The organism is Candidatus Campbellbacteria bacterium, assembly GCA_024653945.1.
GTDB lineage: Bacteria > Patescibacteriota > Minisyncoccia > Phycocordibacterales > EsbW-18 > EsbW-18.
In genome coordinates this window covers 32,829-59,590 of the sequence record JANLIT010000003.1, presented here as the reverse complement: position 1 = coordinate 59,590, position 26,762 = coordinate 32,829, and the positions used below count along the sequence as shown (strand labels likewise).

The 26,762-nt window shown below is 45.7% G+C and carries 28 protein-coding genes; 7 read left to right on the top strand and 21 right to left on the bottom strand.

From position 1 onward, the window contains the following. The first annotated feature begins 184 nt into the window (after positions 1-184). Both rplU and NUW02_02065 read left to right on the top strand, forming a co-directional pair. Complete coding sequence (rplU, locus tag NUW02_02070; protein ID MCR4274815.1) at positions 185-493, top strand: 50S ribosomal protein L21; 309 nt, start codon at positions 185-187, stop codon at positions 491-493. 55 nt (positions 494-548) lie between these two features. Then, positions 549-1,022: a hypothetical protein gene (locus tag NUW02_02065; GenBank protein MCR4274814.1), complete on the top strand. Its 474-nt coding sequence runs from the start codon at positions 549-551 to the stop codon at positions 1,020-1,022. A 2-nt stretch (positions 1,023-1,024) separates the two neighbouring features. On the opposite strand, the gene NUW02_02060 is transcribed toward NUW02_02065, so the two are convergent. Beyond that, positions 1,025-1,633: a recombination protein RecR gene (locus NUW02_02060; GenBank protein ID MCR4274813.1), complete on the bottom strand. Its 609-nt coding sequence runs from the start codon at positions 1,631-1,633 to the stop codon at positions 1,025-1,027. A 154-nt stretch (positions 1,634-1,787) separates the two neighbouring features. Between NUW02_02060 and NUW02_02055 the strand changes: the two genes are divergently transcribed. Then, on the top strand, positions 1,788-2,216 hold the full coding sequence (locus NUW02_02055; protein MCR4274812.1) for a hypothetical protein: 429 nt from the start codon (positions 1,788-1,790) through the stop codon (positions 2,214-2,216). Between the two features lie 63 nt (positions 2,217-2,279). Here the strand turns inward: NUW02_02055 and NUW02_02050 are convergent, their stop codons facing one another. Genes NUW02_02050 through dnaB form a run of 3 tightly spaced genes read right to left on the bottom strand, consistent with a single transcriptional unit; the run spans position 2,280 to position 4,718 of the window. Continuing rightward, positions 2,280-2,585 (bottom strand): nucleotide pyrophosphohydrolase, encoded by a 306-nt coding sequence (locus NUW02_02050; GenBank protein MCR4274811.1) that lies wholly within the window; start codon positions 2,583-2,585, stop codon positions 2,280-2,282. A gap of 40 nt (positions 2,586-2,625) precedes the next feature. After that, the gene (locus NUW02_02045; protein ID MCR4274810.1) at positions 2,626-3,291 is read right to left on the bottom strand and encodes a hypothetical protein; all 666 of its coding nucleotides are present in this window, start codon (positions 3,289-3,291) and stop codon (positions 2,626-2,628) included. A gap of 23 nt (positions 3,292-3,314) precedes the next feature. After that, a complete protein-coding gene (gene dnaB, locus NUW02_02040; GenBank protein MCR4274809.1) occupies positions 3,315-4,718 on the bottom strand; it encodes a replicative DNA helicase in 1,404 nt (467 codons plus the stop codon). A 251-nt stretch (positions 4,719-4,969) separates the two neighbouring features. On the opposite strand from dnaB, the gene NUW02_02035 reads away from it, so the two are divergent. After that, the gene (locus NUW02_02035; protein MCR4274808.1) at positions 4,970-5,458 is read left to right on the top strand and encodes a hypothetical protein; all 489 of its coding nucleotides are present in this window, start codon (positions 4,970-4,972) and stop codon (positions 5,456-5,458) included. Between the two features lie 374 nt (positions 5,459-5,832). Here the strand turns inward: NUW02_02035 and cysS are convergent, their stop codons facing one another. Together cysS and NUW02_02025 are read right to left on the bottom strand one after the other, a co-directional pair. Then, on the bottom strand, positions 5,833-7,209 hold the full coding sequence (cysS, locus tag NUW02_02030) for a cysteine--tRNA ligase (GenBank protein MCR4274807.1): 1,377 nt from the start codon (positions 7,207-7,209) through the stop codon (positions 5,833-5,835). Positions 7,210-7,214: 5 nt separating this feature from the next. Further along, entirely contained in the window at positions 7,215-8,138 is a 924-nt protein-coding gene (locus tag NUW02_02025) for a CorA family divalent cation transporter (protein ID MCR4274806.1), read from the bottom strand. A 41-nt stretch (positions 8,139-8,179) separates the two neighbouring features. Here NUW02_02025 and NUW02_02020 point away from each other — a divergent pair, with 41 nt between their 5' ends. Further along, the gene (locus tag NUW02_02020) at positions 8,180-9,382 is read left to right on the top strand and encodes a S41 family peptidase (GenBank protein MCR4274805.1); all 1,203 of its coding nucleotides are present in this window, start codon (positions 8,180-8,182) and stop codon (positions 9,380-9,382) included. 77 nt (positions 9,383-9,459) lie between these two features. Here the strand turns inward: NUW02_02020 and NUW02_02015 are convergent, their stop codons facing one another. Next, positions 9,460-9,726, bottom strand: coding sequence for a hypothetical protein (locus tag NUW02_02015; GenBank protein ID MCR4274804.1), 267 nt, complete (start codon positions 9,724-9,726; stop codon positions 9,460-9,462). Positions 9,727-9,848: 122 nt separating this feature from the next. Between NUW02_02015 and rplI the strand changes: the two genes are divergently transcribed. After that, positions 9,849-10,298, top strand: a complete 450-nt coding sequence (rplI, locus tag NUW02_02010; GenBank protein MCR4274803.1) for a 50S ribosomal protein L9 — start codon at positions 9,849-9,851, stop codon at positions 10,296-10,298. A 61-nt stretch (positions 10,299-10,359) separates the two neighbouring features. On the opposite strand, the gene rpmA is transcribed toward rplI, so the two are convergent. Continuing rightward, positions 10,360-10,638, bottom strand: coding sequence for a 50S ribosomal protein L27 (rpmA, locus tag NUW02_02005; protein ID MCR4274802.1), 279 nt, complete (start codon positions 10,636-10,638; stop codon positions 10,360-10,362). A gap of 9 nt (positions 10,639-10,647) precedes the next feature. On the opposite strand from rpmA, the gene NUW02_02000 reads away from it, so the two are divergent. Then, positions 10,648-11,082 (top strand): hypothetical protein, encoded by a 435-nt coding sequence (locus NUW02_02000; GenBank protein MCR4274801.1) that lies wholly within the window; start codon positions 10,648-10,650, stop codon positions 11,080-11,082. A gap of 121 nt (positions 11,083-11,203) precedes the next feature. Here NUW02_02000 and NUW02_01995 read toward each other — a convergent pair whose 3' ends face one another. From NUW02_01995 to NUW02_01935, 13 genes are all read right to left on the bottom strand, one after another. Beyond that, positions 11,204-11,512: a hypothetical protein gene (locus NUW02_01995; protein ID MCR4274800.1), complete on the bottom strand. Its 309-nt coding sequence runs from the start codon at positions 11,510-11,512 to the stop codon at positions 11,204-11,206. Between the two features lie 24 nt (positions 11,513-11,536). Then, entirely contained in the window at positions 11,537-12,841 is a 1,305-nt protein-coding gene (locus NUW02_01990; GenBank protein ID MCR4274799.1) for a peptidoglycan DD-metalloendopeptidase family protein, read from the bottom strand. Then, positions 12,838-14,175 (bottom strand): glutamate--tRNA ligase, encoded by a 1,338-nt coding sequence (gltX, locus tag NUW02_01985; GenBank protein MCR4274798.1) that lies wholly within the window; start codon positions 14,173-14,175, stop codon positions 12,838-12,840. Before gltX ends, NUW02_01990 begins: the two co-directional genes overlap by 4 nt. Further along, positions 14,165-15,319: a UDP-N-acetylglucosamine--N-acetylmuramyl-(pentapeptide) pyrophosphoryl-undecaprenol N-acetylglucosamine transferase gene (locus tag NUW02_01980; protein MCR4274797.1), complete on the bottom strand. Its 1,155-nt coding sequence runs from the start codon at positions 15,317-15,319 to the stop codon at positions 14,165-14,167. Before NUW02_01980 ends, gltX begins: the two co-directional genes overlap by 11 nt. 70 nt (positions 15,320-15,389) lie before the next feature. Continuing rightward, positions 15,390-16,502, bottom strand: a complete 1,113-nt coding sequence (locus NUW02_01975) for an FtsW/RodA/SpoVE family cell cycle protein (protein MCR4274796.1) — start codon at positions 16,500-16,502, stop codon at positions 15,390-15,392. Positions 16,503-16,528: 26 nt separating this feature from the next. Beyond that, positions 16,529-17,581 (bottom strand): hypothetical protein, encoded by a 1,053-nt coding sequence (locus NUW02_01970; protein ID MCR4274795.1) that lies wholly within the window; start codon positions 17,579-17,581, stop codon positions 16,529-16,531. A gap of 30 nt (positions 17,582-17,611) precedes the next feature. Next, a complete protein-coding gene (locus NUW02_01965) occupies positions 17,612-18,550 on the bottom strand; it encodes a hypothetical protein (protein ID MCR4274794.1) in 939 nt (312 codons plus the stop codon). Then, positions 18,543-19,100 (bottom strand): SMC-Scp complex subunit ScpB, encoded by a 558-nt coding sequence (gene scpB, locus NUW02_01960; GenBank protein ID MCR4274793.1) that lies wholly within the window; start codon positions 19,098-19,100, stop codon positions 18,543-18,545. The genes NUW02_01965 and scpB overlap by 8 nt, the downstream gene beginning before the upstream one ends. After that, complete coding sequence (locus tag NUW02_01955; protein ID MCR4274792.1) at positions 19,097-19,855, bottom strand: segregation/condensation protein A; 759 nt, start codon at positions 19,853-19,855, stop codon at positions 19,097-19,099. The genes scpB and NUW02_01955 overlap by 4 nt, the downstream gene beginning before the upstream one ends. Positions 19,856-19,874: 19 nt before the next feature. Then, positions 19,875-21,275, bottom strand: a complete 1,401-nt coding sequence (locus NUW02_01950) for an OB-fold nucleic acid binding domain-containing protein (protein ID MCR4274791.1) — start codon at positions 21,273-21,275, stop codon at positions 19,875-19,877. A gap of 811 nt (positions 21,276-22,086) precedes the next feature. Next, entirely contained in the window at positions 22,087-23,064 is a 978-nt protein-coding gene (trpS, locus tag NUW02_01945; GenBank protein ID MCR4274790.1) for a tryptophan--tRNA ligase, read from the bottom strand. Positions 23,065-23,176: 112 nt separating this feature from the next. After that, positions 23,177-25,876 carry a toprim domain-containing protein gene (locus tag NUW02_01940; GenBank protein ID MCR4274789.1) on the bottom strand — a complete coding sequence of 900 codons (2,700 nt, stop codon included), beginning with the start codon at positions 25,874-25,876 and terminating at the stop codon, positions 23,177-23,179. Positions 25,877-26,046: 170 nt separating this feature from the next. Further along, positions 26,047-26,733, bottom strand: coding sequence for a hypothetical protein (locus NUW02_01935; GenBank protein MCR4274788.1), 687 nt, complete (start codon positions 26,731-26,733; stop codon positions 26,047-26,049). Between the last annotated feature and the right edge of the window lie 29 nt (positions 26,734-26,762).

Here is a 26,762-nt window from a genome sequence, read left to right as displayed (position 1 = left end):
ACGTTCTCCTTTTTGAAGACGGGTTGATAGGAACATCTGTGTCTGTGTGCGATGGTACAGCAAAAACAAAAAAAGTCAATGGTTTGATATGGTTAAAAAATTTTATATATATTAAACCGTTTGGATTACAAAATGTTGTTTTACATACTTGTAATCGCCCCCAGAGCATGTATACTACACATCTATGACATTTGCAGTAATTGAAACAGGCGGAAAGCAATACCTCGTTTCTGACGACAAGTCAATAGTAACCGAAAAACTTCCTGTAGACGCAGGAGGGAAGGTTGTATTTGATAAGGTTGTGCTCACGGACGATGGTTCTACTACAACACTCGGAGCTCCATACATCGCAGGTGCCAAAATTGAGGCAACTGTTGATACACAAGGACGTGGACGAAAGATTGTGGTTATTAAATACAAAGCAAAAAGCCGATACTACAAAAAGCGCGGACACCGCCAGCCATTTTCAAAGGTAACAATCAAGAAAGTTTAAACAATTCCCGGAAACGGGAATTGTTTGTATATGAAAGGTAAACTATACTAGATATATGGAAAAGTTGGATAAGGAGAATAAAAAGTTATTTTTTTCTACACCACGCATAGTGGTGTCGCTGATTATTATCATAGCCGGTACCACCCTTCTCATCCTTCGTGCCAACAACAAGTATCTCTTTGAATCTAACCTCATGTCGTTTGTTGGTGCAGCTCTCGTAATTGTTGGGCTGTGGAGTATGTTTGGTCGTCAGATTCTTGTAAAGGGGTTTCTTTTTAGGATAGGAATGATACTGATAACACTGGCCGCTTTCGCAACCACGACTCTTCTTGGGATGCTAGCCGGTTTCTCTTCTTATATAGTTCCTGATATCGGAGCTTTCTGTAGTGCGGGGTTTTCTATTGCTCTGTTAGTGAAGACTATACGCACTTGGAATAAAGATTTGACACGTGAGGAGAAGAGGAAGGTTTTTCTGCGCTGGCTTTCCGTTCCAATTATCTTTTTTCTTTTCCTTCTGATCTATTCTTAGAACTATCTTCTATTTGTAAATGCGCTTTTAATGGTGTCGGCGTCGGAGTATTCAAGTTCTGTTCCTGTAGAAAGTCCTCGTCCAAGCATAGAAATGGTAATGCCGTTTTCAGTGGTGATAGGGGAGAGAAGTGACTTCACGTGATCGGCGGTCATCTCACCTTCAGGATGTGCTCCTGTGGCAATAATAATTTCTTTGAGGTTTTTAATATTTTTCTGCACATACTTGGTGAGCTCTTCTGTCTTGAGGTTTGAGGGAGTGCTTTCAAGAAGGGGAACGGTGCCTCCGATGACAAAGTAGTGGCCGTTGTATGCGTGTGTTTTTTCAATGGCGTCTAAGTCAGCATCTTTTTCTACGACCATGAGCAAGTGCGTATCACGGTTTGGTGAGGAGCAGATATCGCACACTTCGGCGTAACCATCGGCGTCAAAAAAACGGTGGCACTGGCTACAGCGTGAAATAGATGCCTGGAGTTCTTCAATGCGCTCGGACAAACTTTTCACAAACGCCTTGTCTTGCGTCAGCAAAAAATGCACGAAACGTTTTGCTTGTCGTGGCCCAATCCCAGGGAACTTTTGAAAGTATTCAGCTAGTTTTTGGATTGCGTTCATATGTCCATTTTAGCAGATTTTTAGGGCTATTTGGGGTAACTTGACACAAGTGTAATATAGATATATAATTTCCCTAGAACTGTGTACATTGCGTACATAGGCAAACGCTCGAGAGAGCAATCCCGAGAGGGAAACTGGAGACAGGAGGACAGGGATGTCCGACATAGGAATCGCCGAACTGTTGCTTCACGGATCTGCCAACATCGACCTGATGCGAAAAAGGATTCTGCAACTGATTTCGATGATCATCGGACTGGTGCACTTGGAGTGTGATCGGACCAACTGGAAACCGGACGGTGTGCGGAAGGAATTCACAAACTCCAACTGCCACTGGTCGCTCGGTGCTTACAGAAATCGGCGTGGGGAGTACGTGATGGTTGTGGGAGTTCGCTCGCAGGCCCCTTGCTCTCTCGGTTGTCAGGTGTTTTCAACCGATGAAACTCTCATGGACCCTCTTTATGTCGATGAGGTCCTGAGTGTCTATGAGAATCTCGATGTTTTTGTGGAGGGTATGGTGAAAGAGTTCCCGAGTCTCGAGAGGGGACTCTACCCGTTCGCTCAAGCTGGAAAGAAGGAGCTGTAATCTCTCGACACGCCGCCTGACAAAGCACGGAAAGCCGCGCTTCGTCAGGCGGTTTTCTTGTTTCTAATTTTTATACCTCTCTTTATCTCTCTCAGTTACCTTATCAAAACTTTTACGAATTGCGGTGTCTAAGTTGATGTCGTGTGAATTGGCGAAGCAAATGAGTGTATAAATAATATCGCCGAGTTCCTCTTCCATATCTTGTTTTTGTTCATCCAACTTTTTCTTTTTTGGACCATAGACATGATTGACGAGACGTGCAAATTCTCCACCTTCTTCAAAGAGGCGAGCAACAATGGCGAGTGGTTCCCAATATGGCCATCCTTTTTCTTTAAACCACACATCAAGTTCTTTTTGATATTTTTCCATACGTCTTAGTTAGTTTTTATATTGCGTTCATTGTTAAATTTTAGATTAAACTACACTCACGCACTCCTTTAACATCAGTAACTAGAATTTTGTATCCTTTATTTAGGTTATCATGAGTAACCAAAGAATAAGTTACTATTTCTGGATTCTTTTTTACTCTTTTTATAAAATCACACTCATCTTTAGTTTCAATCATAAAACGATATTCGAGTTCCAGCCTTCTTGAATCCCCACCACTCAAAAAAACTGAACTGCCGTGGTCTATGCTTCTCGTCTCGCTCGTTTCCATTGACCCCTGTGTTCTGCGATTATAGGTTTCATGAGATATGGTAATTGGGCGAAGTTTTGTAGAGAAAGGAAAATCGTGTGCAGTTGAACTTAAGGTCAAAGTTGGTTTGTAGATACTTCCTGAACCATTTCCTTCATTGCGCACATCGAGAATAACCTTTAACTCAAAAAAGGTGCTTTCAAGTTGTTCGTCGGGTCTTTCTCTAAACCAGTCTTCAATAAATGGTGAGCCGGCCATAATGTTTTCAATAAAAATACTCGGAGACATTTGTTTTTCCATTAAACTGGCCATTCTTTTGGTAGAAAAAGCGTAACCTAATGTTATCAATGCTAAAATGACCGTAGACACAGCTTGTATGGCCGCACTATAATCTTGTAAGCCATTCACTAAGATAAAAAAAGTTGAACTAGTTGCCATTTGATAAAACTATTTTTTATAAATTAAAACTCCGCGCTTGCTTCACCGCTCTGTGCGGAAGCGTCAAATTGGTCTACTCCGTGGCGTTCAAGTGAGCGGAAGGTGGCTTTCTTGTCATCAAAGTAGAGCTCGAGCATGCCCGTCGGACCGTTGCGGTGCTTGGAGATAATGAGTTCCATAATATTGGAGCGCTCACTGGCTTCTTTGTAGCGGTCTTCGCTGTGAATAAACATCACCAAGTCGGCGTCCTGCTCAATGGAACCTGAATCACGCAAGTCGGAGAGTTGTGGTCGGCCACGGCGTTGTTCAATGGCGCGTGAAAGTTGTGAAAGGGCAAGCACAGGCACGTCCAATTCGCGGGCGAGTTGCTTCAGTGAGCGGGATATTTCGGTGACTTGTTGCACCATGTTGTCTTGCTGGCGGTTTTTGCCTGCGGGAACCATGAGCTGGAGGTAGTCCACAATGATGAGGTCAAGACCTTTTTCACTCTTGAGTCGGCGTGCGACAGAGCGCATTTTGAGGATGTTGTTGCCTGGCTGGTCGTCAATGTATATTTTTGCTTGGGAGAGTTTGTTGGTGGCCTCACTGATGCGTTCAAATTCGTCATCCGTGGAGAGTTTTCCTGTGCGCAAACGCCACGCGTCCACCTGTGCTTCGGCGGCGAGCATGCGGTCGACGAGTTGCTGGGCACTCATTTCAAGAGAGAAGATGCCGACGGATGTGCCGTGACGAATGGCGGTGTGGCGCGCGATATCAAGTGCGAGCGATGTCTTTCCCATTGAAGGTCGTGCGGCGAGAATGATGAGGTCTGATTGTTGGAGTCCGGCGATTTTATGGTCCAACTCGGGGAAGCCCGTTGGTACACCGCGCAGTGTGCCGGAAGACTTTTGCAATTTATCCAAACGTTCAAACGCTTCACCGAGCACGTCGCCTATTGGGACGAATTTTTTGTTGCTCGGTGCGGAGGTGATTTCGTAAATTCTCTTTTCCGCTTTATCAAGAAGTTCTTCAAGTTCTTCTTCTTCAGCAAAGCCGAGTTCGGTAATGTGGTGTGCGGCTTCAATGAGCTGACGCATCGTGTGTTTTTTCTGCACAATTTCCGCGTAGTGTTTTGCGTTCATTGACGACGGCACGGTATCTACCAGTCCGGTGAGGTAACTCATACCGCCGACGGAATCCATTTCTTTCAATTCTTTGAGGCGAGACGAAAGTGAGACGAGGTCAACAGGCTCGCCCTTTTTGTAGATATCAAACATGGCGGAAAAAATGAGGCCGTGTTTGTGTGCATAGAATGATTCGGCGGAAAGAATATCAACCACTTCGTGAATTGCTTCAGGTCGCAAAAGAATAGAACCAAGAAGTGCTTTCTCTGTTTCAACATCTTGCGGAGGAGTGCGAACTGGTTTTGTGGGTGTTTGTGTTGGCATGTTTTGTATCTGTAGGTGCATAGTAGCACACGAGAGAAATGACCCATTCGAACAAAAAAGGGGAGTACGAGTGCGTATTCTGGGGACAAAGAAGTAGCTTGTAGCTGGTAGAAAGTAGGCGGTAGAATGGGGATTGACAACTATGATATATATGTAGTATAACGTGCCTCAGATGCTCGTGATGCGTTGTTTCAGGGCGTTGAAGAAATTTTCTGAAACAACGCATTACTTACCAGCAAGGGAGGTGTGCCATGTTGCATGTCGGATACAAAAAAATCGAGCAGGGACCCGTCGTCGTCCAAGTGGAAGAAGTGGATTTCGACGGACTGGTTCAGCTGCGCCCTGTCATCGATCGCTTCAACGGCTTCTTTCACAACGTTCCCATCTGGGGTGGGCAGGAGTGGAAGATACTGAGTGTCGACGAGATCGTCACCATCTTTCGCCAGGCCGCCGTGGAAATCGTCAAGGTTTACCAGCAACGGCATGTTGAAGCCGTCCTGGCGCATTCGAACTACAACGCATTTGTTCGCTGGTGGAAGGAGAAGATGGAGAACTGGGTACCGCCAACCATCCCTTCTCGGGAGATGGTCATCAAGGACATGGTGGAACGGTGTTACGAGCTCTCCAGGTGGATGCGGAGGAATCAACACCGCCCCTTCTACTCCGGCTCCAACATGAGCCACCTCATCAACAAACCCACGGAGGTCGCGGCGAAACTTACCGTAACTCCGACAGGGTAGACAGAAGGAGGCGGTGCGCCTCAACACCGCCTAAGAAAGCCGAGCTTTCATTAGGCGGTTTTCTTTTGAAAAACAAAGGGTTTTGGAGGGCTTGACAACTCCAGATGGGGGAGTATAATACTCTTGGACTTGCTGAGGGAATGGACCCGAAGCAAGAACGAGGAGAAGACATGCGCCTGATGTACTCGTCGCTTTATTCGCACGACTATCTGAGCATCGCTTCGGCCTGATCGCCGGCGCGGCGGCACCGGGCGGTTCCACTAGGGAACTGTCACGGTGCGCCGCCAACAACACCTTTGCGCCCTAACGGCGCCAGGTGGGGAGGAGTGGTAACCTACGGGAACCCTTCTCCTTTTTCATTTATTTTCTTTTACCTACACATTCTTTGGAATAATTTTCTGACCGTCAGACGTATCTTTCACATCAAATCCTAATTTTTCAATATCTGCGCGCAAGTCATCTGAGGCCTTCCAATCTTTTGCGATGCGGGCTTGTTCACGCGCGTCAAGAAGTTTTTGTACATCGGCAGAAATAGACACGGATTCAACTGCATCCAACTGCAAACCAAGCACAGTATCAAAAGCAAGTATGGTTGCTTTTTTGTCGGCAGAGGACACACTGTCGTTTTTAAATAAGTCCCACAAAACGGCAATTGCCTGTGGAGTTCCCAAATCATCATTCACCGCATCCATAAAGTGTGTGTAGTATTCGTCGTTCACCGTGCCAACATCTTCACCGAGTTCTCGGACACGTTCAACAAGTTTGAGATACGCATTTTGTCCGGCCAAAAGTGCGTCCATCGTAAAATTCATTTCGCTTCTGTAGTGTCCCGTGAGCAACCAGTAGCGGTAGGCAAGGGGAGTAATACCTTTTTCAACAAGAGCCGAGAGCACAATCGCATTGCCAAGTGACTTGGCAATTTTTTCATTATCAATATTGAGAAATGCGTTGTGCAACCAAAAACGTGCGAAGGGTTTTCCCGTCGCATTCTCCGACTGCGCGATTTCGTTATTGTGGTGGACAGGAATGTGATCAATACCGCCCGTGTGAATATCAAATGTCTCGCCGAGGTACTTCATACTCATTGCAGAACACTCAATGTGCCAGCCTGGAAACCCCTTACCCCACGGACTCTCCCAACCGAGCTCTTGATTGAATTTCCACAATGCAAAATCTCGCGGTCCGTGTTTCTGCGAACTTTCAGCATCTGTGCGAACGTCTCCAAGGGGAGTAAGACCACCAAGTCGTCCATAGTGGGGGTCTTTTTCTGTATCAAAATAAACGCCGTCATCCGCAATAACATAGGTAAATCCTTTTTCTTCGAGGCGCTTGATGATGTCAATTTGTTCGGGAATGTTGTCGGTTGCTCTCGGCAATTCATGTGGGTGCAAAATATTAAGTGACACCAAATCTTCTTCAAATGCTCGTGTATATTTCTCTGCCAATTCGCGCATTCCAACGAGCGTCATTGGAAGACCTTCGCGCTTAAGACCTTTCGTCATTTTGTCTTCACCAGAATCGGCATCTGACGAGAGGTGACCGACGTCGGTGATGTTCATGACTTGCTGTACGTCGTAGCCATTTGCAGAGAGAACACGACGAAGTGTATCTGCAAACACATACGCGCGAAGATTGCCTATATGCACGCGGTCGTACACCGTCGGACCACAGTTGTACATGCCGACATGTGGTTTGGATAATGCTTCAAATGGCTCTTGCTCGCGCGTGAGGGTGTTGTAGAAAGTCAGCATAGAAATTAAACCCATCGTTTGTGTTTAAAGAAAACATACATCAGCACAGCGATGACAAGCATGATGCCGATAATAATCCAAAAATCATATGTACTGCCAAGAAATGGTGCGCCGGAAGTGTTCATACCAAAAACAGCGGCAACCAGAGCGAGTGGAAATGTAATAAACGCCATAACCGTGAGTGTCTTTATGACCTCATTTTGTTTGATAGTGAGAAGGGAATTATTGGTCTGACGCAACTCTTCAAAGAAAGATTCCTCTCCTTCCATTTGGTGACGAATGCGTCGATAGTCACCGATAATGCTGCGTATATGGCGATTGAACGCTTCACCAAGAAGTGTTTGTCCAGATGAAGACACCGCAACTTCCTCAAGTGCTTCTCCATGATAGCCAAGCGCTTTTTTAAAATCGGCAAGCTCACGACCGAGAAGTGAGAGTGAGTGCACCACTTTTTTTTCTTGTCCCGAAAATATTTTTCCCTCAACACTTTCAAGAGCTTTTCCAATACGTTCTAAGTCAAGTTCGAATGATTGGTAGAGTTTTTCTGTCATAGCGTGCATGAGAGAACCTACATCATGTACTTCAGAGAGAGAAACGTGTTGAGTATCGTTTGTGAAGTATGTTGCAAAGGTTTCTAGTGCAGTATCATCCGCGTACCGTGTGGTGATAAGCACATCGGGCATGATAATAAAATCAATTTCATTGAGCATTTTTGCGTTTCCAGCGCGTTCTGTTTTTGGAAAGTGGAGCACAATATACACACACGAGTCATACACATCACTGCGGGATCGTCGCGTGTTAACGAGGAGCTCAGTTGCCACGGGGGAGGGAATACCGTATTTAAAAATAAGGGAGTCTACGTCATCTGTTGTGGGAGATACGACATCTATCCATGTAAGATTTTTGTGTGTATGTGTGGTGAGGGCCATGTGTTGTGTATCTATGGTACTGCGTGTGATATTATCTTACCATGATTCGTGTTCACAAGATTGCCATCTTTTTGTGTGCGCTGGCTCTTTTAGGAGTCGGTTTTTATGTCGGGCGTGATAGTGTTTTACCAAGCACACGGGTGACGGATGTTACAAACACACAAGCACCAGAAGCGTTGGTTGCTGATTTTGACCAATTTTGGTCCGTATGGAATCTCGTCAATGATAAATATTTTTCCGCTTCAACAACAGTCGCACAAGAAAAAGTATGGGGAGCAATTGGTGGTCTCGTTGACTCCCTCGGTGACCCACACAGTATGTTTTTTCCACCAGAGGATGCAAAAATGTTTGAGGATATGATTCTTGGAAGTTTTGGAGGTGTTGGAATGGAGGTGGGGGAGAAGGAGGGTGCCATTACTGTTATTGCACCGCTAAAAGGGTCACCCGCTGAGCGTGCTGGTATTCGTGCAGGAGACAATATTATTGAGGTAGACGGGGCTTCTGCAATGGAGTTATCGGTAGATGCTGTGGTTAGACTCATTCGCGGGGAGATTGGCACGAATGTTGTGTTAACACTCGCCCGTGAAGGAGTTGACGAGTTTTTAATTGTTACCGTTACACGCGAAAATATTTCTATACCAACACTTGATACAGTACTTCGTTCTGATGGTATTTTTGTTATTTCTTTGTATAACTTTGATGCTAAGTCGCCCGAAAAAGTTCGTGAAGCACTTGAAACATTTGTTGCATCAAAAAGTACCAAACTTATTCTTGATATGCGTGGCAACCCTGGAGGATTTCTTGACGCATCAATAGATATTGCAAGTTACTTTTTACCGGAGGGTACTGTCGTTGTTAGAGAACGATTTGATCAAGGAAAGGGAGAGGACGCATATAGAAGTACAGGTCACAGTCTCTTGAAAAATACATTTGATATGGTCGTGCTTGTTGATGGCGGTTCAGCATCAGCGTCTGAAATTCTTGCGGGTGCATTCCAAGAACACGGTATCGCAAAGCTTGTGGGACAGAAAACATTTGGAAAAGGGTCTGTTCAGGAGCTTATTCCAATTGCCGGGGGCGGGTCACTGAAGCTGACCGTCGGAGAATGGACAACACCAAATGGTAAATCTATTTCTCAGGGCGGACTTACACCAGATGTTCTTGTTACTATGACTGCTGAAGATGCTCAGGCAGACAAAGACCCGCAAATGGATTCAGCGGTGCAGATTTTGAATACAAAATAATTGAGAATAAAAAAGCCGGTATCTTCTTGTCTTCCGACAAAAAGGCCGGCTTGAAACCCATAGCGCGCAGTTGGTACTCAGCCTGCCTTCTTTGCCCCACCATACGTTCTCTCCTCGTCCTGAAGTAGTTCTCTTGCGGCCTCTTCAACAGTTCGTCCCTTGAGGTCAAATGGAGCGATCTTTTCCCCCGTGGAAGGGAAGCGAACCTCGCTGACACCGTCACTTTCAATTACCAGAACCTGGCAGAGAAGCTTTTCCTCACCAACCGGGCCGAGTTCCGAAATAAATCGGCGCTCATGCTTTTGGATGAGAAAAAGGCTTGCTATGTTGGGTTTCTGGCTCATACCGGCATCACCCCTTTCAAATGAGTTTGTACGCGCTAGGTACTTCTGCCCGCATTGTTTATCAATAACATGCGCGCGTCAAGATATTCAATGAGCATATTTTATAGTATGCTTGGTGGCATATGGAAGTTATTTTACTCAAAGATGTCGCAAAAGTAGGAAAAAAGTTTGATATTGTGTCTGTTTCTGAAGGATACGCTATTAATTTTCTTATTCCTCAAGGGTGTGCTCGTGCGGCCACCGCGTCGTCACGCAAGTCCATTGAACTTCAAAAAGCAAAACTCGGAGCCCAACATCGTGCACACGATGAGGCCCTTGAGAAAGATATTACGGCGATTGATGGGAAAAAGGTTGTTTTGAAAGAAAAAGTAAATGAGAAAGGACACTTATTTGGTTCACTCCATCCGGACAAAGTTGTTGAGGCACTATACAACCAGCTCGGTGTGTCTATTCCTGTAGAGTGTTTGATGTTGGAAGAACCACTGAAGAAAGCTGGAGATACGGAGGTAGTACTTCAATCAGGAAAAACGAAAGCGACACTCATTGTATCTATTGAAGCTGACAAAAAATAAAAAGAGATACCAATCAAAAACCACCCAAGCGGGTGGTTTTTTAAATGTGAGATTTTATCTTCTATTTAACAAGGACGTCTACAATCTTCTTTCGTTGAGACGCGCCATTAAATCGTACGGCTCGTTTCATACGGAATTTAACCACACCTTCTTTTAGCGCAAAAAGTGTATGATCCTTTCCCATGTCAACATTCTTTCCTGGGAGAATACGTGTACCTCGCTGGCGTACAATAATAGCTCCTGGGCGGGCGCTTTGTCCGTCACCAATCTTTACACCAAGGAATTTTGGGTTTGAATCTCGTAGGTTTTTTGCTGTTCCACCGGCTTTTCTATGTGCCATATATCTCTAATGTTATTTACTGAAGTGCTCAACACTATACCGTACTATGTCCAAAAAAACAAGCGTCCCTTGAGGTTTTTGGTGAGTGCAGGGCTTACATTTGCGGTCGTCGGAAGCGTTGGTATCTCGTCGTTTTACTTGGGTAGGATTATGACCCATACAGGTCTCCAATGTCCTCTAGCGATTGATATAGAGCCTTTTACGAGCCCACAGACAACTTCTCTGTATGTGAGTGAAAAAACTGAAACAAAAATACAACCACAAAAAACAGAGGTGTCTATAGGAGGTGGGGCAGGGGGAGTCGTTGTTTCCAAGAATGGAACAAAATACCATTTTCCGTGGTGTGCTGGGGCTGGGCAAATCAAAGAAGAAAATAAAGTGTGGTATGCGTCAGAGAAAGATGCGCAATCGGCCGGATATACAAAAGCAGGAAACTGTCAATAGTCCCTAGTGGGGTAGCCCTTTAAGGGTCCAGTTTCTGAGAAGATATGTGTCGCACAATATATCTTTTCCGACCTATATACCTAGAACATACGGACAAAGACAAAAACCTCTCCTCATACTTCTAATTTCCAACAGTTATAGGTGTAACTGGTATCTGTCCGCCGTTTGCCTTAAGGTTTCCTATACCTTGTACAAACATATCCCACAATAATTTTATAAGATGATTCCAAAGCCATGTTGCTGGTCCACTCAAGTACGTTGACCAAATATGAGTCAAAAAATTCCAGAACCATGCAAGGTTCTCTTTCACAACCGGTGAAGCCAGAATGTCTGTTATATTGAGTCCGAAATATCCAAGGACGATAAGCGCAATCACTATAATGAGGATAATTTTGATAAATCCCTGGTAGTTTGGTATGTGTGTATACATATATAACCTTTATAACACGTTTAATTACATTTTGGGAAGGTACTCAAGTGGATTAAGATACGCTTCATACGGTGCGAACGGAATCCTTGTGTTCTTACATCCAATACTCCACGAAAATGGAGAAACTTGCACCGCATCACGATCAAAGACGCTAAAGTGTAAATGAGGTCCAGTTGCATATCCACTGGCACCTGCATATCCAATAATTTGACCTGTCTTGACATACTCACCAGCAGAAACGCTCATAACTGACATGTGTGCGTATAGTGTTGAAAGCCCATTGTCATGGTCAATAAGAATCCACCTTCCGTAGGAATAACATCCGGGCACCGCATCCATATTAACCGCGTCGCGGACCGTTCCTGCAGCTGTAGCAAGCAGCGGAGTTCCAACAGAAGCCCTAAAATCAATTCCTCGGTGTGGGTTTGGTTGACCGTTCTTGTATCCATAAGCACCACTTAAAGCAAAACTTGTCAAGCCAAAGCCTTGGGTGATGACGGGGTTTTCAACAGGCCACGAAAGCACCGCACTCCCCTTTTGTGGAAGCTTTGAAGGATCTTGTGCGTACTGCAGTTGTGCTTCATAGTCTTGCAATTCACTTTCAAATTTTTGTGCGGCCAAACGTTTTTCTTCCAAAAGTTTTTGATACTCACCCTCTTTGCTTTTTGTTGTGGTGAGTAATTGGTCTTTTTGTTGTTTGTTAACTTCAATAACCTTTTTTTGGCCATCTAATTTTGATTTGTAGGCGCTCAGGGAATCATGTTCTTTTTGCTCCAAATCTTTTTTATCAGATAAATCAGCCTTCAACAAACGCAGTTCTTGCAATTGATTTCGTAGATTGGTCTGGATTTGTTCTAACTGGTCAAACTCGGTCCATATATCAGTCAAAGAATTTTTACTCAATACGATTTCAACAAAAGATTCATTATCTGATTCATGCATGACTTGAATAGCGTGTCCTATAACAGTATTATTTTGTTCAATTTTTTGTTCCTGTTCTTGTATTGCGGACACGGTTTTTTCAATAGAGTATCCAGTTTGCTCAATCTTTTTTTGAGTGAGTGTTATGTCACTTAGTAATTTTTGTCGTGTCAAATTAAGTTGTGCAATAGCACTCTCAAGTGTTTTTCGTTCGCCCCCTACTGTTTGAAGTTCTTTTTCGTATTTCGCAATATCTTTTTCAATCTGCTCAATTTGTGCGGACTTCTCATTAATTTTATTTTGGAGTTCGTCAAGAGAGACGGCGGCATACAGTGGAGATGAAAAAAAACTTACTCCTATAAGAAGAAATAAACCTAATCCCAGTGCGTTGAGTGAGGTATTTTTCATGAGAGACGTTTGAGTGCGTTGCTCACACGTTTATATGTCTCTTCATAACCCAAAATACCAGCAACCGTAAACGGATCCGGTGATTTTTCTTGTCCTGTGAGTGCAAACCGAAATGGCCAGAGCACGCTTCCCTTCCCCTCGCTTTCTGCATACGGCCACACAGCCTCTTTTATTTCATCATGTGTAAAAGATTCAGGAATAGATTTTAGTTTTTCTGCAATCCACGAAAGGTGCTTCAGTGCCGTTTCTGTAGGGTCAGTTTTCCACAACAATCGTGCACTATCATATTCTGGTAAAGCAAAAAAGTATGCAAGCTCTCCGCTTTCAAACATTGTTGCAACATCTCCAAATGTTTGTATGTGGTCAATAATGATTGGACGCAGTTTTGCAAGCATATCTCCATCTGTCCCTTTGGGTGCATATTCAGAAATACGAGCGAGTTGTTGCTCTGGGGTCATGAGATGAATGTAGTGTCGGTTAATCCAGTTGAGTTTTTCGACATTAAATACCGCTCCACCTTTTTGTACTTTTGAAATATCAAACGCCTCAATCATTTCATCCATAGTAAAGAATTCCTTGTCGGTTCCAGGATTCCATCCCATGAATACCACAAAATTTAAAAGTGCCTCGGGAAGATACCCACGACTTCGATAGTGTGTAAGAGACACCGCTTCGCCGTGCTTGCGCTTTGAGAGTTTTGATTTGTCTGTTGCGAGTACAAGTGGAAGGTGCGCATATGTTGGACGAGATAACCCAAGGGCTTCTTGAATAAGGATTTGCCGTGGTGTGTTTGAAAGGTGTTCTTCGCCTCGAATAACGTGCGTAATATTCATGTCTCCATCATCAACAACGACTGCAAGATGATAGAGAGGTTCATCCATGCTTCGAGCAATAACAAAGTCACCAAGGTCGGTTGTATCAACGGACACTGTGCCACGAATCATGTCATCAAACGTAACAATGGTGTTTGGATTTTTAAAACGAATGACCTCGTCACGTTGTCCAGGCTCTGTTGGCGTTTCTTTTGAGACGTATGCATGTCCCGAATCAATAAGTTTTTGAAGAGCGCTACGATAGAGGTCGGTTCGCTCTGATTGTTTTGCAAACACATCATGATGAAGACCAAGCCACGCAAGATCGTCAATTAAACCCTTTGTCCACTCCTCTTTATTACGTTCTTTGTCAGTATCTTCAATGCGCAGTACATAGGTACCACCGTGTTTACGTGCAAACAAAAAATTAAAAAGTGCACCGCGTACACCACCAATATGAAGAAAACCCGTTGGAGACGGAGCAAATCTGACAACCACATTTTGTGAGGGATTATTTTTCATGTTCAAGAGCGACATCAAGCACTTCGCGGGCAATTTTTTCAGCGGCATCGGGGCGTGCGAATTCCGATGCTTTGCGTGCCATGGAAGCCATTTCGTCAGGTGCGCTCATCAGACGGTCAATTTCAGATACCAAGAGGTTTGGTGTCAGGTTTGCTTGTTCAACAACAAGTCCTGCGCCGGTACGTGCGTATGCGAAGGCATTTTTTTCTTGGTCATGACTGACGCCTGTTGGAATAGGAATGAGAATTGATGGTTTACCCCATGCAGCAATCTCAAAAATAGAACCCGAGCCAGAGCGGGAAATAATAAGATCAGCGGCGCCGGCAGACATGCGCATAGCTACAACATTAAGAAATGGAAATGCGTGGTAGCGTTCTTTGAGCGGATTTCCTTCAAGAATAGTATCTGCGCTGCCAATAGTTATGTCGTAGAGCGCGGATCCTGTCTGATGAAGAATCTGATATTTTTCAATGAGTCGAGGAAGTGCTTCAATAATAGTTTCGTTGATGGCTTGGGCACCTTGAGAACCGCCAAGAACTAAAATAGTTGGCGTGCCTTGTTCTAGTTTTAAAAATTCATGTGCACCAGATACTGCAACGGTCTGTAGTTCGTGACGGACAGGGTTTCCTGTGAGCGCAATTCTCGGTTTTCTTTTTCGTCGTGCGGTGATTTTTTCAAAATAGTCCACTGACTCTGGATATGAAATTGCAATACGCTGTGCATATGTTGCGGCCCATGCGTTTGCACGTCCTGGTTCGGTATCAGATTCGTGAATGACGAGCGGAATACGAAATAGTTTTGTTGCAAACACAACAGGAACACTTGGATATCCGCCCTTACTGAACACAACATCGGGAAATGAGAGAAACACTTTTATAACTGCCTTTACCATCCCCCACCCTATCTTGAACACGTCAATGGCATTTTTAAATGAGAAATAACGTCTTTGTTTTCCGGCGGTTATGTGTTTGAACTCTATATTATTTTCAAGAAGTGCGTCCATGTCGTACGGTTCAGCAGCCATGTACAAAAGCTCAGGTTCAACCAAATGGTCGAGCTTTGCAATCTCATGAATTTGCTGAGCAACAGCAATCATTGGATAAAAGTGCCCTCCGGAACCCCCGCCTGTAAGAATAATGCGCATAAAAGTATTACACTGCTCGTATACAGCGAACAGTACTCCATAAGTATATCAGAAATACCCCCTTTCGTTACTAGGTTTTTGCAGTACCCGGCTCTTTTGTGTGTTTTGATATTGCCAAAATAATACCGATTTCAATGAGGGTAAAAACAAGTGATGTTCCGCCCTTACTCACAAAAACAAGAGGGTCTCCTGTGAGTGGAAATACGCCAAGCATAGACCCCATATTAATGAAAGATTGCGTTACGATTGCGGTAACGAAACCTAATACCACGAGACGAGAAAAGGCCGTTTCAGCGCGCAGAGCAATGCGATAACCGAAGTTTAAAAAGGCAATAAATAAACCGATGAGAACAATGCCACCAACAAATCCCCACTCTTCAGCAAAAACAGCAAATACCGAATCTCCCATTGGTTCAGGAAGAAAATTAAATTTCTGAGTGCTTTGTCCAAACCCACGTCCAGTTATTTGACCAGAGCCAATAGCAATAAGTGATTGTTTAATTTGATACCCAGAGGCAAGTGGATCTTTTCCCGGATGCAAAAAGGTGTCCACTCGGTCTTGTATGTAGGGAACAAAAAGTACGACCAGTAGTGCACACACACCACCAATCAAAGAAAGCGAAATAATATGTTTCCAACGTGCTCCCGCAAATATCAACATGCACATTCCCGTAGCGCCAATAATGGTGATTGAACCGTAGTCGGGCTGTAACCAGAGGACAAACCCAACAGGCACAAGAAGAAGGAGCAGTGCAAGCGGGCCATAGGTAAATGTGTGTATGCGTTTTCGAACGCCGGTACACCAGGCGGCAAAATAAAGTATGAACGCAAATTTCAAAAACTCGGCCGGTTGAAGTGATACGGAGCCAATCTCAATCCAGCGGCGCGCGCCTCCGTGTTCGGGTCCAAAGCCCGGTATGAGTACTAATAGTGTTGCGGCAAGTCCTGCCAACAAAATATAAAATGAGTAGGTGTGCCAAAAAGTAACAGGAAATCGGAACACAAGAAGTGCAAGGGCAAGACCAATTCCTAGAGACAGAAGTTGGTTAATAATCTGTCCAGAAACATTAAGATTCTCTGCTCGAGCAAGAAGTCCAATTGATGCAGAAATAAAAATAAACATTCCCGCAACAACAAGAATGCTTGTGATAAAAAGAAAAGGTTTGTCAATACCGCGCTGCATGTGGTTCAGTATAGCATTCAGTACTCTTACCCCAAGAGTGCTATGAGGACACCAACCGTTGCACAAATGACAGAGAGTACCCAATAGCGCATGACAACTTTGGACGCAGGCCATCCAATGGCTTGAAAGTGGTGATGGAGTGGCGCGACAAGAAATATTTTTTTACCTCGGAACCGTTTTGACAACAGTTGCATACTTGATGATAAAGAGGTGACTACAAGAAGAAACGCAATGATAGGCAGTATGAGCACCTGCTGTGTAAGAAATGCAATAACCGAAAGTGTCATAGTGAGCGCCATAATTCCTGTTTCTGTCATAAAGAAACGCGCGGGTGGAATATTGAACCATAAAAAAGCGAGCAAGGCTCCCACAATTACAAAACACAGAGCTGCGAGGTCAATTTGATTTTGTGCGAATGCAATAACGCCGTATGCGGAAAATATTGATGCAAAGATGCCACCAGAAAGGCCATCAAGGCCATCAATAATACCCCCAGAGTAGGTGCCGAGCATGACAAGAATAAAGAATGGAATGAAGAGCCAGCCGATATCAAATGTTCCAAAGAATGGCACAATGACGCTTGATACGTCCAATTTCTCATAAAACCACCAGGCACCAATTATTCCCACAAGCGTGACGAGACCGACACGCTTGGTGAGTGACAATCCACCTCCAACATAATCAAGTGAGCCTTTGATGCTGAGGTAGTCATCAAACAGACCGACGAGCGCCCCAACGATGAGGGTAAACAACGGGAGCCATGTCTGGTTTCTACTGAGAAATGATATTGTTTGAAACATTCCGTCAGCAAATGAAGATATAATCACAAAAAATACTGTTGTAAGAAGGACACTCGCCCAGATAACAATTCCCCCCATGCGTGGCGTTTTTCGTTCCTCATCATTATGAAGTTTTTGTGAAATCGGCGCCTCTCCCCCATCACTCGCTTTTACCACGCTTGTTTTTTTCCAGCACTGATATTTGTAGAGATAGTGCGTAACAATTGGCGTTATAAGAATACCAATAGTAAATGATACTGTTGTTGGAAAAATTACTTTAATAGTGTCAATGATATCCATAGAATATATAGTGTATCAAATACTCATTTTTTAATCTCGTAGTGCATAGTGTGCATTGGTGGCACCAACAAGCTTTTGCATATCAGTAAAACGTCCATCTTTACTTGACCCAAGCACGACAATAATCACCGGGTGGCCGATGCCAACATCAAATGAGAGCACGAGATTTCCACCAGCGGCATCTGTGAATCCTGTTTTTGAACCAATGGCGTTTGGAATGCTATCAATCATCGTGTTGGTGTTTGAAACACGGTGTATGCGGTCTAAAGAGGAGATACTTCCCTGCCCTATTCGTGTGGCGTCAAGAATATCGGGAATAGTGGTAAGTGCGTGTGCAAATAAAAATGTAACATCGCGTGCGGAGCCAAAATTTGCTGCTTTCCACGTACCTTTTTCATCAAGTCCCGTCGCATTTGTAAATGAAAATGAAGAGAGACCTAAGCTTTGAGAATATTCGTTGAGTTTTGTAACGAACGTGGTTGCCCCCCGTTCATCATAGGTGTGTGCAACCGCACTAGCCCCATCATTTGAAGAAACGGTGAGGGTGTACCGCAGGAGGTCGCGTAATAGCCAACGCTCCCCCACAAAAAGATCTGAATCGCCAACTTCTGAAAGTGCTTCAGGAGAAATAGTAATGATAGTTCCAGAAGGAAATACTGATTGTGCGACAACAACAGATAAGAGTTTTGTAATAGAAGCAAGAGGAAGTGCTTCATACGCGTTTTTCTCAAAGAGTGCCGAGTCCGTTTGTGCGTCATACACATATGCTGAACGAGCCTCAATGTTGATTGAATCAAAAACTGAGGCCACTGGCACTTTGGGAAGCGTTGGTGTGGGTGTGTCTTGCTGTACATTTTTTGGAAGCACAATGGTGCCGAGCAGTATGACAAAACAAGCAATAACAAGTCCCCCCACAAGAAGTGGGGTTACGCGCAAAAACGAATCATAGTTTGAAGTGTCATTACTCATGTGTTTCGTCGCTATCTGGCGATGCACTAAAGTTCTCTAGTTCTTCTTTGGTGTGTGTATATTCGGGTAACTCGGACACATTGGTAACACCGAGATATGAGAGCAGTTCAAATGTCGGTTTGTAGAGGTAGCTTCGTTGGTCGTTTGGATTTTCCTCGCGTTCAATAAGACCGCGTATGGCAAGTTGTCGGACGGTGAATGATGAATTCACGCCACGAATATGGTCAATGCGAGCACGAGTAATTGGGCCGTAGTACAAGACAATAGAGAGTGTTTCAAGGCCAGCTTTTCCAAGGTCACGTTCCAGCTCATCTTTAATGAGTTTCTCAATACGAGGTGCCATTTCAGGCGCTGTGGCCAACATGTATGCGCCATTATTTTCCATGAGACGAATGCCGCGGTTTTCTCGTGCGAGGTGTTCCTTGAGTTCCTGTCCAGCCGTTTGTACGTTATTTTCAGAAATATTCAAAAGGTGTGCAATTTCAGAAAAAGAAAGCGGTTCGCCTTTGAAAAAAAGAATAGCTTCAAGTTGTGTAGCGTGTGTGTTCATGGGCGGGCGTATGAAGGTGTGGTAACGGTTTCGGTTTCCATTTCAATATCGGAAAATGTTTGATGTTGGCGAACAGCAAGTATTCCTTGCTTGACCAACTCCAGCATGGCAAGAAAACTGACGATAGTATTCACGCGCACTTCCCTTTCCGTGGCGTCACTTTGTGCGTGTGTTTTTGCGATATCACTAAAACGAAGTTTGAGTGCGTGTCCGATACGCTCCGACAAATTCTTCATCATATCTTCCAAGCTCATAATTTTTTCAACAATAACTTTTTTTAGAACCTCTTTCTTTGGGAGTCGTGCAATCACGCCGTGGAGGGCATCAATGAGTGCATTTGTAGTGATTGACTCATGTGGTGCAAACACAGCTTCACGATAGAGCGATGTGTGCGCTCGAGGAAAGAGTATGTGTGTGCCAAAACGAAGACCAATTTCTTTTGAGAGTTGTTGCACACGCTGATACACACGAAGTCGTTCCTCCAAATCTTTGATGTCTGCTTCTTCTTCTTGTGTGAGCGTAAATTCAGGCAACAACGATTTTGATTTTATAAGAACAAGCGTGGATGCGATAAGTACAAATTGCGCCGCTTCCTTGAGGGGAAAGTGTTCCAACTGCTTCACGAACGCCATATATTCGTCAGCAACATCAGCGAGTGATATGTCGCTAATAAATACTTTTCTTTTTTCGATGAGCGAGAGGAGAAGTTCTAGTGGTCCTTCAAACACCGGTGTTTTAATATGAAACTCACTCATGACGTGCGTGTTCTTTTTGCTATTCTTTCTTCTTTAAAATGGACAATCCAAGGTCTCGCAATACAATCGGGTCAATTGGTCCTGGTGCGTGCATCACCGCTGTCTTTCCTTTTCCTGTCATAGGAAATGCCTGTACTTCACGCAGGTATGCTTCACCAGTCAAAATCATTGCACCTCGCTCAATTCCCAATCCAATACCTCCATGTGGTGGCGCACCGTGTGCAAATGCTTCAAGCATATGACCAACGCTGTCTTTTATTTCCGTATCCGAATACCCCATAATTTTGTAGGTTGCTTCAAGAATTTCTGGACGATGTGCACGAATACTTCCTCCTCCTGTTTCAAATCCGTTACAGACGAGATCGTACTGCTGTGTGATTATTTCGTCAACGTGCTCGCCTTTCATATGCCACTCCAAATGCTCTTCCTTTGGCATTGAAAATGGGTTGTGAGAGAACGTCCATTTGCCGTCATCTGTTTTTTCAAAGAATGGAAAATCAGTTACCCATGCGTACGCAAGAATTCCCTTCTCTGTATCTTCTGGTGTGCGCATATCAAATTTGTCGGCGCCGTATGTTTTTATAGCTTCCGCATACGTCATTCGTGGAAATGGTTTTTGTTTGATTGTTTTACCCAAACCTTCCATCACAAAAATAATCATGCCTTCAATAGTGTCCATAACTTCGTCACGTGTGACAAAGGCCATTTCAAGGTCCAATTGTGTGTGTTCATATCCACGGTCGGCACGAAGGTCTTCATCACGCACACATCGAGCAAGTTGAAAATATTTTTCAAAGCCAGACGTCATCAAGAGTTGTTTGTATTGCTGAGGTGATTGTGGCAGTGCATAAAATTGTCCAGGTGCGTGTCGTGATGGCACAAGGAAGTCGCGAGAACCTTCCGGTGTTGATTGTGTGAGGAGTGGAGTTTCAATTTCAACAAATCCTTTTGAAAAAAGATATTCACGACACTTCTGTACAAACTCGCTTCGAATACGAATATTTTTCTGCATTCGTGCGCTTCGCAGGTCTACGTATCGGTACTGTAGGCGTGCCTCTTCATTAAGACCCATCGTGTCTTGAGTAATATCAAATGGAGGAGTTGTTGCTTCGGCAAGCACCGTTATTTCTTCAGCCACACATTCAAGCATGCCGTTTAATTCATCTGCATTAATCAAATTATCAGGACGCTTTTTGATGAGTCCAGTGATGGTAATAACCCACTCAGAGCGCAGGTTGTTTGCTACGGCAAGCGCCTCGGCATTTTTAGGTGTTACGACAACCTGCACTTTTCCTGTTTCGTCGCGAACATCAATAAAAATAAGCTTTCCGTGGTCACGCCGTACAGATACCCACCCAGCGATGGTAACGCTAGTGTCAATGTGTTTTTCAAGGTCTTTTATATAAATACGGTTTTTCATCACGTTAGAAATCAGAAACGTTCGTTTCCAATGCTATTTAATAAAACACACCCCATTACCAATGTTTGCTCCCGCGGTCTGATAATGCGTCACGCCTACTGTGTTATTTCTAACGTGATTCATATACATAGTATATAGGTTTTTTCCCCTCTTCCCAAATGTGCACAAGCCGTATGTTAAAGATAAAGGGCGCCCTTGTGGGGCGCCCGGTGGTGGTTGAGAGAAGGATGCTCGGGTCTACGCGGCCCGAAGCCGGAGGATCACCCGCCGATGCATGGGCCAGCCGTTCTTGAGGTTGAACATGCGGCTCAAGCGCTTGCAGTGACGGTTGCGACCCTGCCGGGGCTTACTCATACCGTGCTCCTTTCGTCGCGCTGGATTGCGCGTCCACATATGAGTGTACGAAATGGTAACCAAAAATGCAACTCCAAAAACAAAAGAGCCGCCCGAAGAGCAGCGGCTCCTAGGGCGGAAAGCGAGCGACGAGAACATCAGTCCGTGGCGTCGTCTTGGGCGCACTGGTTGGAACAGTAGACTGCAATGTGGTTTGGGGGGAGGGGCTTCTCGCACGTTCCCAGCCAACAACGTTGCCCCCTTGGATGAGATGCTGGCGTGAACCATCCCCGCTGTTCGCACTCCTTGCACCCACGTCCACGACAACCACCGCACTGCACGGAATCACTTGGGTAACTCTTGTCCTTCGGAATGCTGTTCATCGCCAGTCTCCTCAATTGATTGTGTGTCGGTTGAACCTTTCTATCTGTATTATAAATGAAGAATACGGTATGTCAATATCTTTTTTTTGCACACTTCATACAATCCCCACTTTCTCGCGAACTTTTTTCATCAATTCCTGTGCGTGTGGACGGATTTTGTCTCTACCCTCGGCAATGACACGGTCAACCATTTTTGTATCGCCGGCAATCTTCGCGCGTTTTTCTCGGAGAGGCGCACAAAACGCATCTATTTCTTCAATGAGCATTTTCTTTGATTCTGAATACGCGAGCCCACCTTTTTCGTAGCCAGCGCGAATCTCTGCGAGTTTATCTCCTGCGAATAGTTTGTGGAATTGGAATACAAAATCTTTTTCAGGATCTTTGGGGTCAGCAACTCCAGCAGAATCGGTTGGAATACTCATCACCGCCTTCGTAATTTCATCACGTGTCGCAAACAATGGAATGGTATTGTTGTAACTCTTGCTCATTTTTTGTCCGTCGGTGCCGAGAATAATCGCAACATCTTTCAAAATGAGAGGTTCAGGAACCGTGAAGGTATCGCCAAACGCAAGATTAAATTTTTGTGCAATGTCTCGAGCATACTCCACATGCTGTTTCTGGTCTGCACCAACGGGCACCACATCCGCATTCGGAAGCAAAATATCCGCCGCCATCAACACGGGATAATCAAAAAGTCCCACGGTTGCCTCCTTTCCTTTTGCAATGGCATCTTTATATGCGTGAGCTCGTTGCAAGTATGGAACGGTGACGAGTGTGTTAAAAATCCATGCAAGTTCTGTCACTTCTGGAATATCTGACTGCAAAAAGAGTGTTGTTGTATCTGGGTCAATGCCGATTGCCAAATAATCAATAATCACGTCGCGTGTGTCTTGTGCAAGCGTCTTCGCGTTTTGTACACCAATGAGCGCGTGGTAGTTGGCAACAAAAATATAATTCTCGTGTGTTTCCTGCAGTTCAACAAACTGCTTCATTGCACCAAAATAATTTCCGATGTGTGGTCGGCCTGTTGGCTTCACGCCTGAAAGTGCGATTTTTTTACCGGTGCTTTTCATTACCCCTATACTTTAACAGAAAACGCAGGTTAAAAAAACTGCCCAGCGCATGCCGGGCAATTCACAAATTTCAAAGGAACAGTTCTTCTTACGACCGTTTGAGCGGTGCGCATTAACGGCGGCGGGCAGGGTCGCACCACCATCCGTTGAAATCCCACTTTGTACCATCTCCTTCAGACGGACGTTCCTCAGGAGGAAGCTTCTGAATGAAGGCTTCGGTATAGTCACAAACACGTCCCGGAAATCCCCACTCCCGCAGTTTTTTCTCAATCTTCAAGGTTTTCGTCTGCCCTGTTTTGTAGACGTTTGAATCGCGGTCGAAGGCAGTTGCCAGATCTTTGCCGGAACGCATGATGCTCCCGAACAACGGGACATTGAATACGCCGATGAGCGAGAAGACATTCGTAAACCCCATCGAAATGAGGGTGAGCGCGTCAAAGGCTCCTTCGGTCATAATTACTTCAGAGGAGTTCGGGTCAGCAAGAGCAACCATGTTGAAGCCACCCTGCGTGAGGTGCGTGGAAAGCTTCACATGAGGAAGACCTCTCGGCGATATGCTACGTGCGTAGAAGTTCGAGAGACGACCTTCAAACGTCAGAGGAAACGTAACACGGTCAAAGAGAAGACAGTACGGCAATGCGGGCTTTTTCTTCACGGTCCGCGTCAGTTCCTCAATGTGCATGCCGTGCCGTTTCAAGAGCCGTGGGACGACGCTGTCAGGCTTGACCTCTGAAGAGAAGCGGATGATACCACTTGTCGCAAGCTCCTCAAGCGAGCATTTCGCATCGAGTAAGTCGTTGAGTAACGCCGATGTACCGAAACCGGCGCCATAGGTGAACGCAAGATCAGGGTCGATTCTGCGCTTGTATGCGACGTACCGTTCCGCAGAGCTTCCGTGAAAAGCGCTCGCAAGACTTTCTTGCAGAGTGGTGAACAGGTGATGGTAACGCTCGGGAATCAAGATATCGAGACTGGTCTCCTTTTCCCCCGTCTGCATCGGCATATGGTGCCGACGGAATGTGCTGGGTGATATCTCGAAGTGATCGGGTAGTGAGCTGACAGCGATGATACCGCGCGCTTCGCAGCCGAAGCAAAAGAATCGCGGGGTTCCGTCAAGGTAGATGTGCATGGATGGACCAGAATCATCATGACCTGGCATCATGCACGAAACCTTGCCTCCGTATTCGGCGGAGAAATTCCGAGTTCCGATATCATCTCGCTCGACCGCAGCAACCAACCGATCAAAGTGCATCTCGTAACTGCCGTTCGCCGTCTTGAAGATGATGCCGTGAACGTCGACGGCCGTCTTCCCGTTTTTGTGCTTCTCAATGATGTCCGTCACGGATGCGTATCCAGTGCGTCCGTCGAAGAGTTCTGCCTGTAGAGTTGCGGACGTGCCATTCTTGTTCTGTTTACCTTTGTGTCCGCCCTCAATGAGACCCAGAAGGTGTCCTAGGATTGCGTTATTGGCCAGACGTATTGTCGAGCGGTCACGCGCGTTATCCCAAGGCTGGGCAGTGCTGGTCGTGAAGACTTCTTTGAGCAGTGCAGTATCCGGAGCAACGGTATGCACGATTGGCAGTGTGCCCGGCAGAAAGTACACAACATCGGCGGTAAGCCGATGTCCGTACTGGGCCCATACCTCGTCGTCATACCGAATGCCATGTTGCAGACTGTGGTCAAGAATTGCCAGCGCGAGATACCGCTCAACTTGAAAGCGATGCTTTGGAAACGGTTCGCGCGCGATATCACTTGGTTTGATGATTTCTCCTCGAACCAGTGCGTCTCCGACAGCAAACTTCCAGTCGAGAATTGCAATTTCAAGAACGCCGGGAAATTGTCGTTGGAACCTACCAACGAGTTCACCCGCAGAACGATTTCGGAGAACCTTGAGGGACTCGAGAATGAGACCCTGTTTTCTTGTCAGTCGTTCCCCTTCAATTCTGCGGAGTTCAACCGCGTCAACTCTTCCTCCGGGAAAACCGTGCGTAGAGAGCACGGTATTTATCTCGGAGAAGAGAACCCGACGATAATTCTCTTTCCAGTAGTACAGCGTACTCGCCCAACTCATGAGCGTCAGGAACGTCATCTCGGGATTAGCGGCTGGATGCAGATCGAGTCGCGAGACATAGTGACCGAAAATCGGTTCCATGATTACGCGAAGTCTTGGAACGAGCACGCGCCACTGTGCGCGGTTATCTTCATTGACTGCCAAGCGGTGTTCCTTCCAGAACGTCATCGCTCTTTTCAGAGCTGTTCGTGCAAGAACGGATTTACCGCTTTCCAAGCGTCCGACAGCGTCGTAGGTAGCAGGAACATCAGCGCCGAAACCGAACGTCATTTGTCCAATCTCGGTTTCCTTCGGAGAGAACGACAACAAGCTTTGGCGCATTTCCTCGCGCAGGACACGATGATTTCGTTCCCTGAATAAGCGGCTCGAAAATAGTCGTGGAAGCGCAGCGTGACCAATAATCCCGTGCATAAGCGTGAGATCTTGTTCAGTGGCGGGTTTTGTCTTGCCCAGTGCGATACTCAGACGTGCGTGGAGCTTGTTCCAGGGATTTTTCCCTGCAAAATCGGTGAGTGCTACTTTTTTTGAACCACCGACTTGGTCTAGGTAAATCGCCTGAAGATATGCGAGCGTCCCCGGTACATCATTGGCTACGCCAGTCGTGATAACGGCCTCGACGACGATGTCAAGGTATCCTTTGATCCACGCCTCTCGTGCCCACACCCAGAATGATGGTGAGGAGCTCTGAAGGGCGCGGATGTCCTCACTGTGTACAGTGAGTGCATCAGCGTTATTGAGCATCTCCCATCTCCTTGGTTGTGGTGCGATACGGGTTGTATTCGTGTTGTGAGGTGCATCTGTTTCAGAGTATACGCCCTTTATGCATAAGGAATTATTGACTAGATTGTAACCAGATTGTGAAATAATTATTTCCGAAATACAAAAACGCACCCCCTTACAAGCGGGTGCGGTCACTTCCATACAGCACCCCTGACGGGAATGTCAGGCATGCCGTTATAGCAGAACATAGTAACCCCAAAGGAGATGCGCCTTGTCCGTCCGCGTGGTGGTAGGATGTCTACCGTGCCGTTGCGGACGCTCCAGCTGTTCTGCGCCTCCTGCGTCTCATGCGCAAAGGTCTGGAGCATGCGTCGTTGGATGCGTACGCCGGACCCAGTCGGGAACGCGGACGCCCCGATTCCCACCATCTGGTGTAGCGTCTCAATGAGTTGCACGGGCACAATCCAGAGATGACGAGTTCTCTCGATAAGAAACCTCCGTCCAAAGCCTCTGAGGATTGCGTTGCGTACCATGCACCGACGTCGGTCGCCGTTCTCCACCTTGCGTGGTTCGTACGATGTGTAGCCGAACAGAAAGTACAGGAAACCATCGTACGGATACCGATCGGCGAGAACGTGATGACGGGCGAGTTGTTCGTCCTCGATGCGGAAGGCGTGGTTGGAACTACCGCCTTTGACCTCAAGGCCAAACGTTGCCCCCTTGGGAAGCCAGAGGATGAGGTCACCTTCATCGTAGCTCGGTGCATGTTCTGCACCCGTCAACTTCTGTGTGAGCTGTTCGTAGAACAGACTGACGACGTGGGGAGTATTGGACTCCCGCGTCGCTTGCCACTGGGCGCGCGCAGCGCTTGAGTCCATATACCCTCCCTTCTCATGTAGGGTTCGTC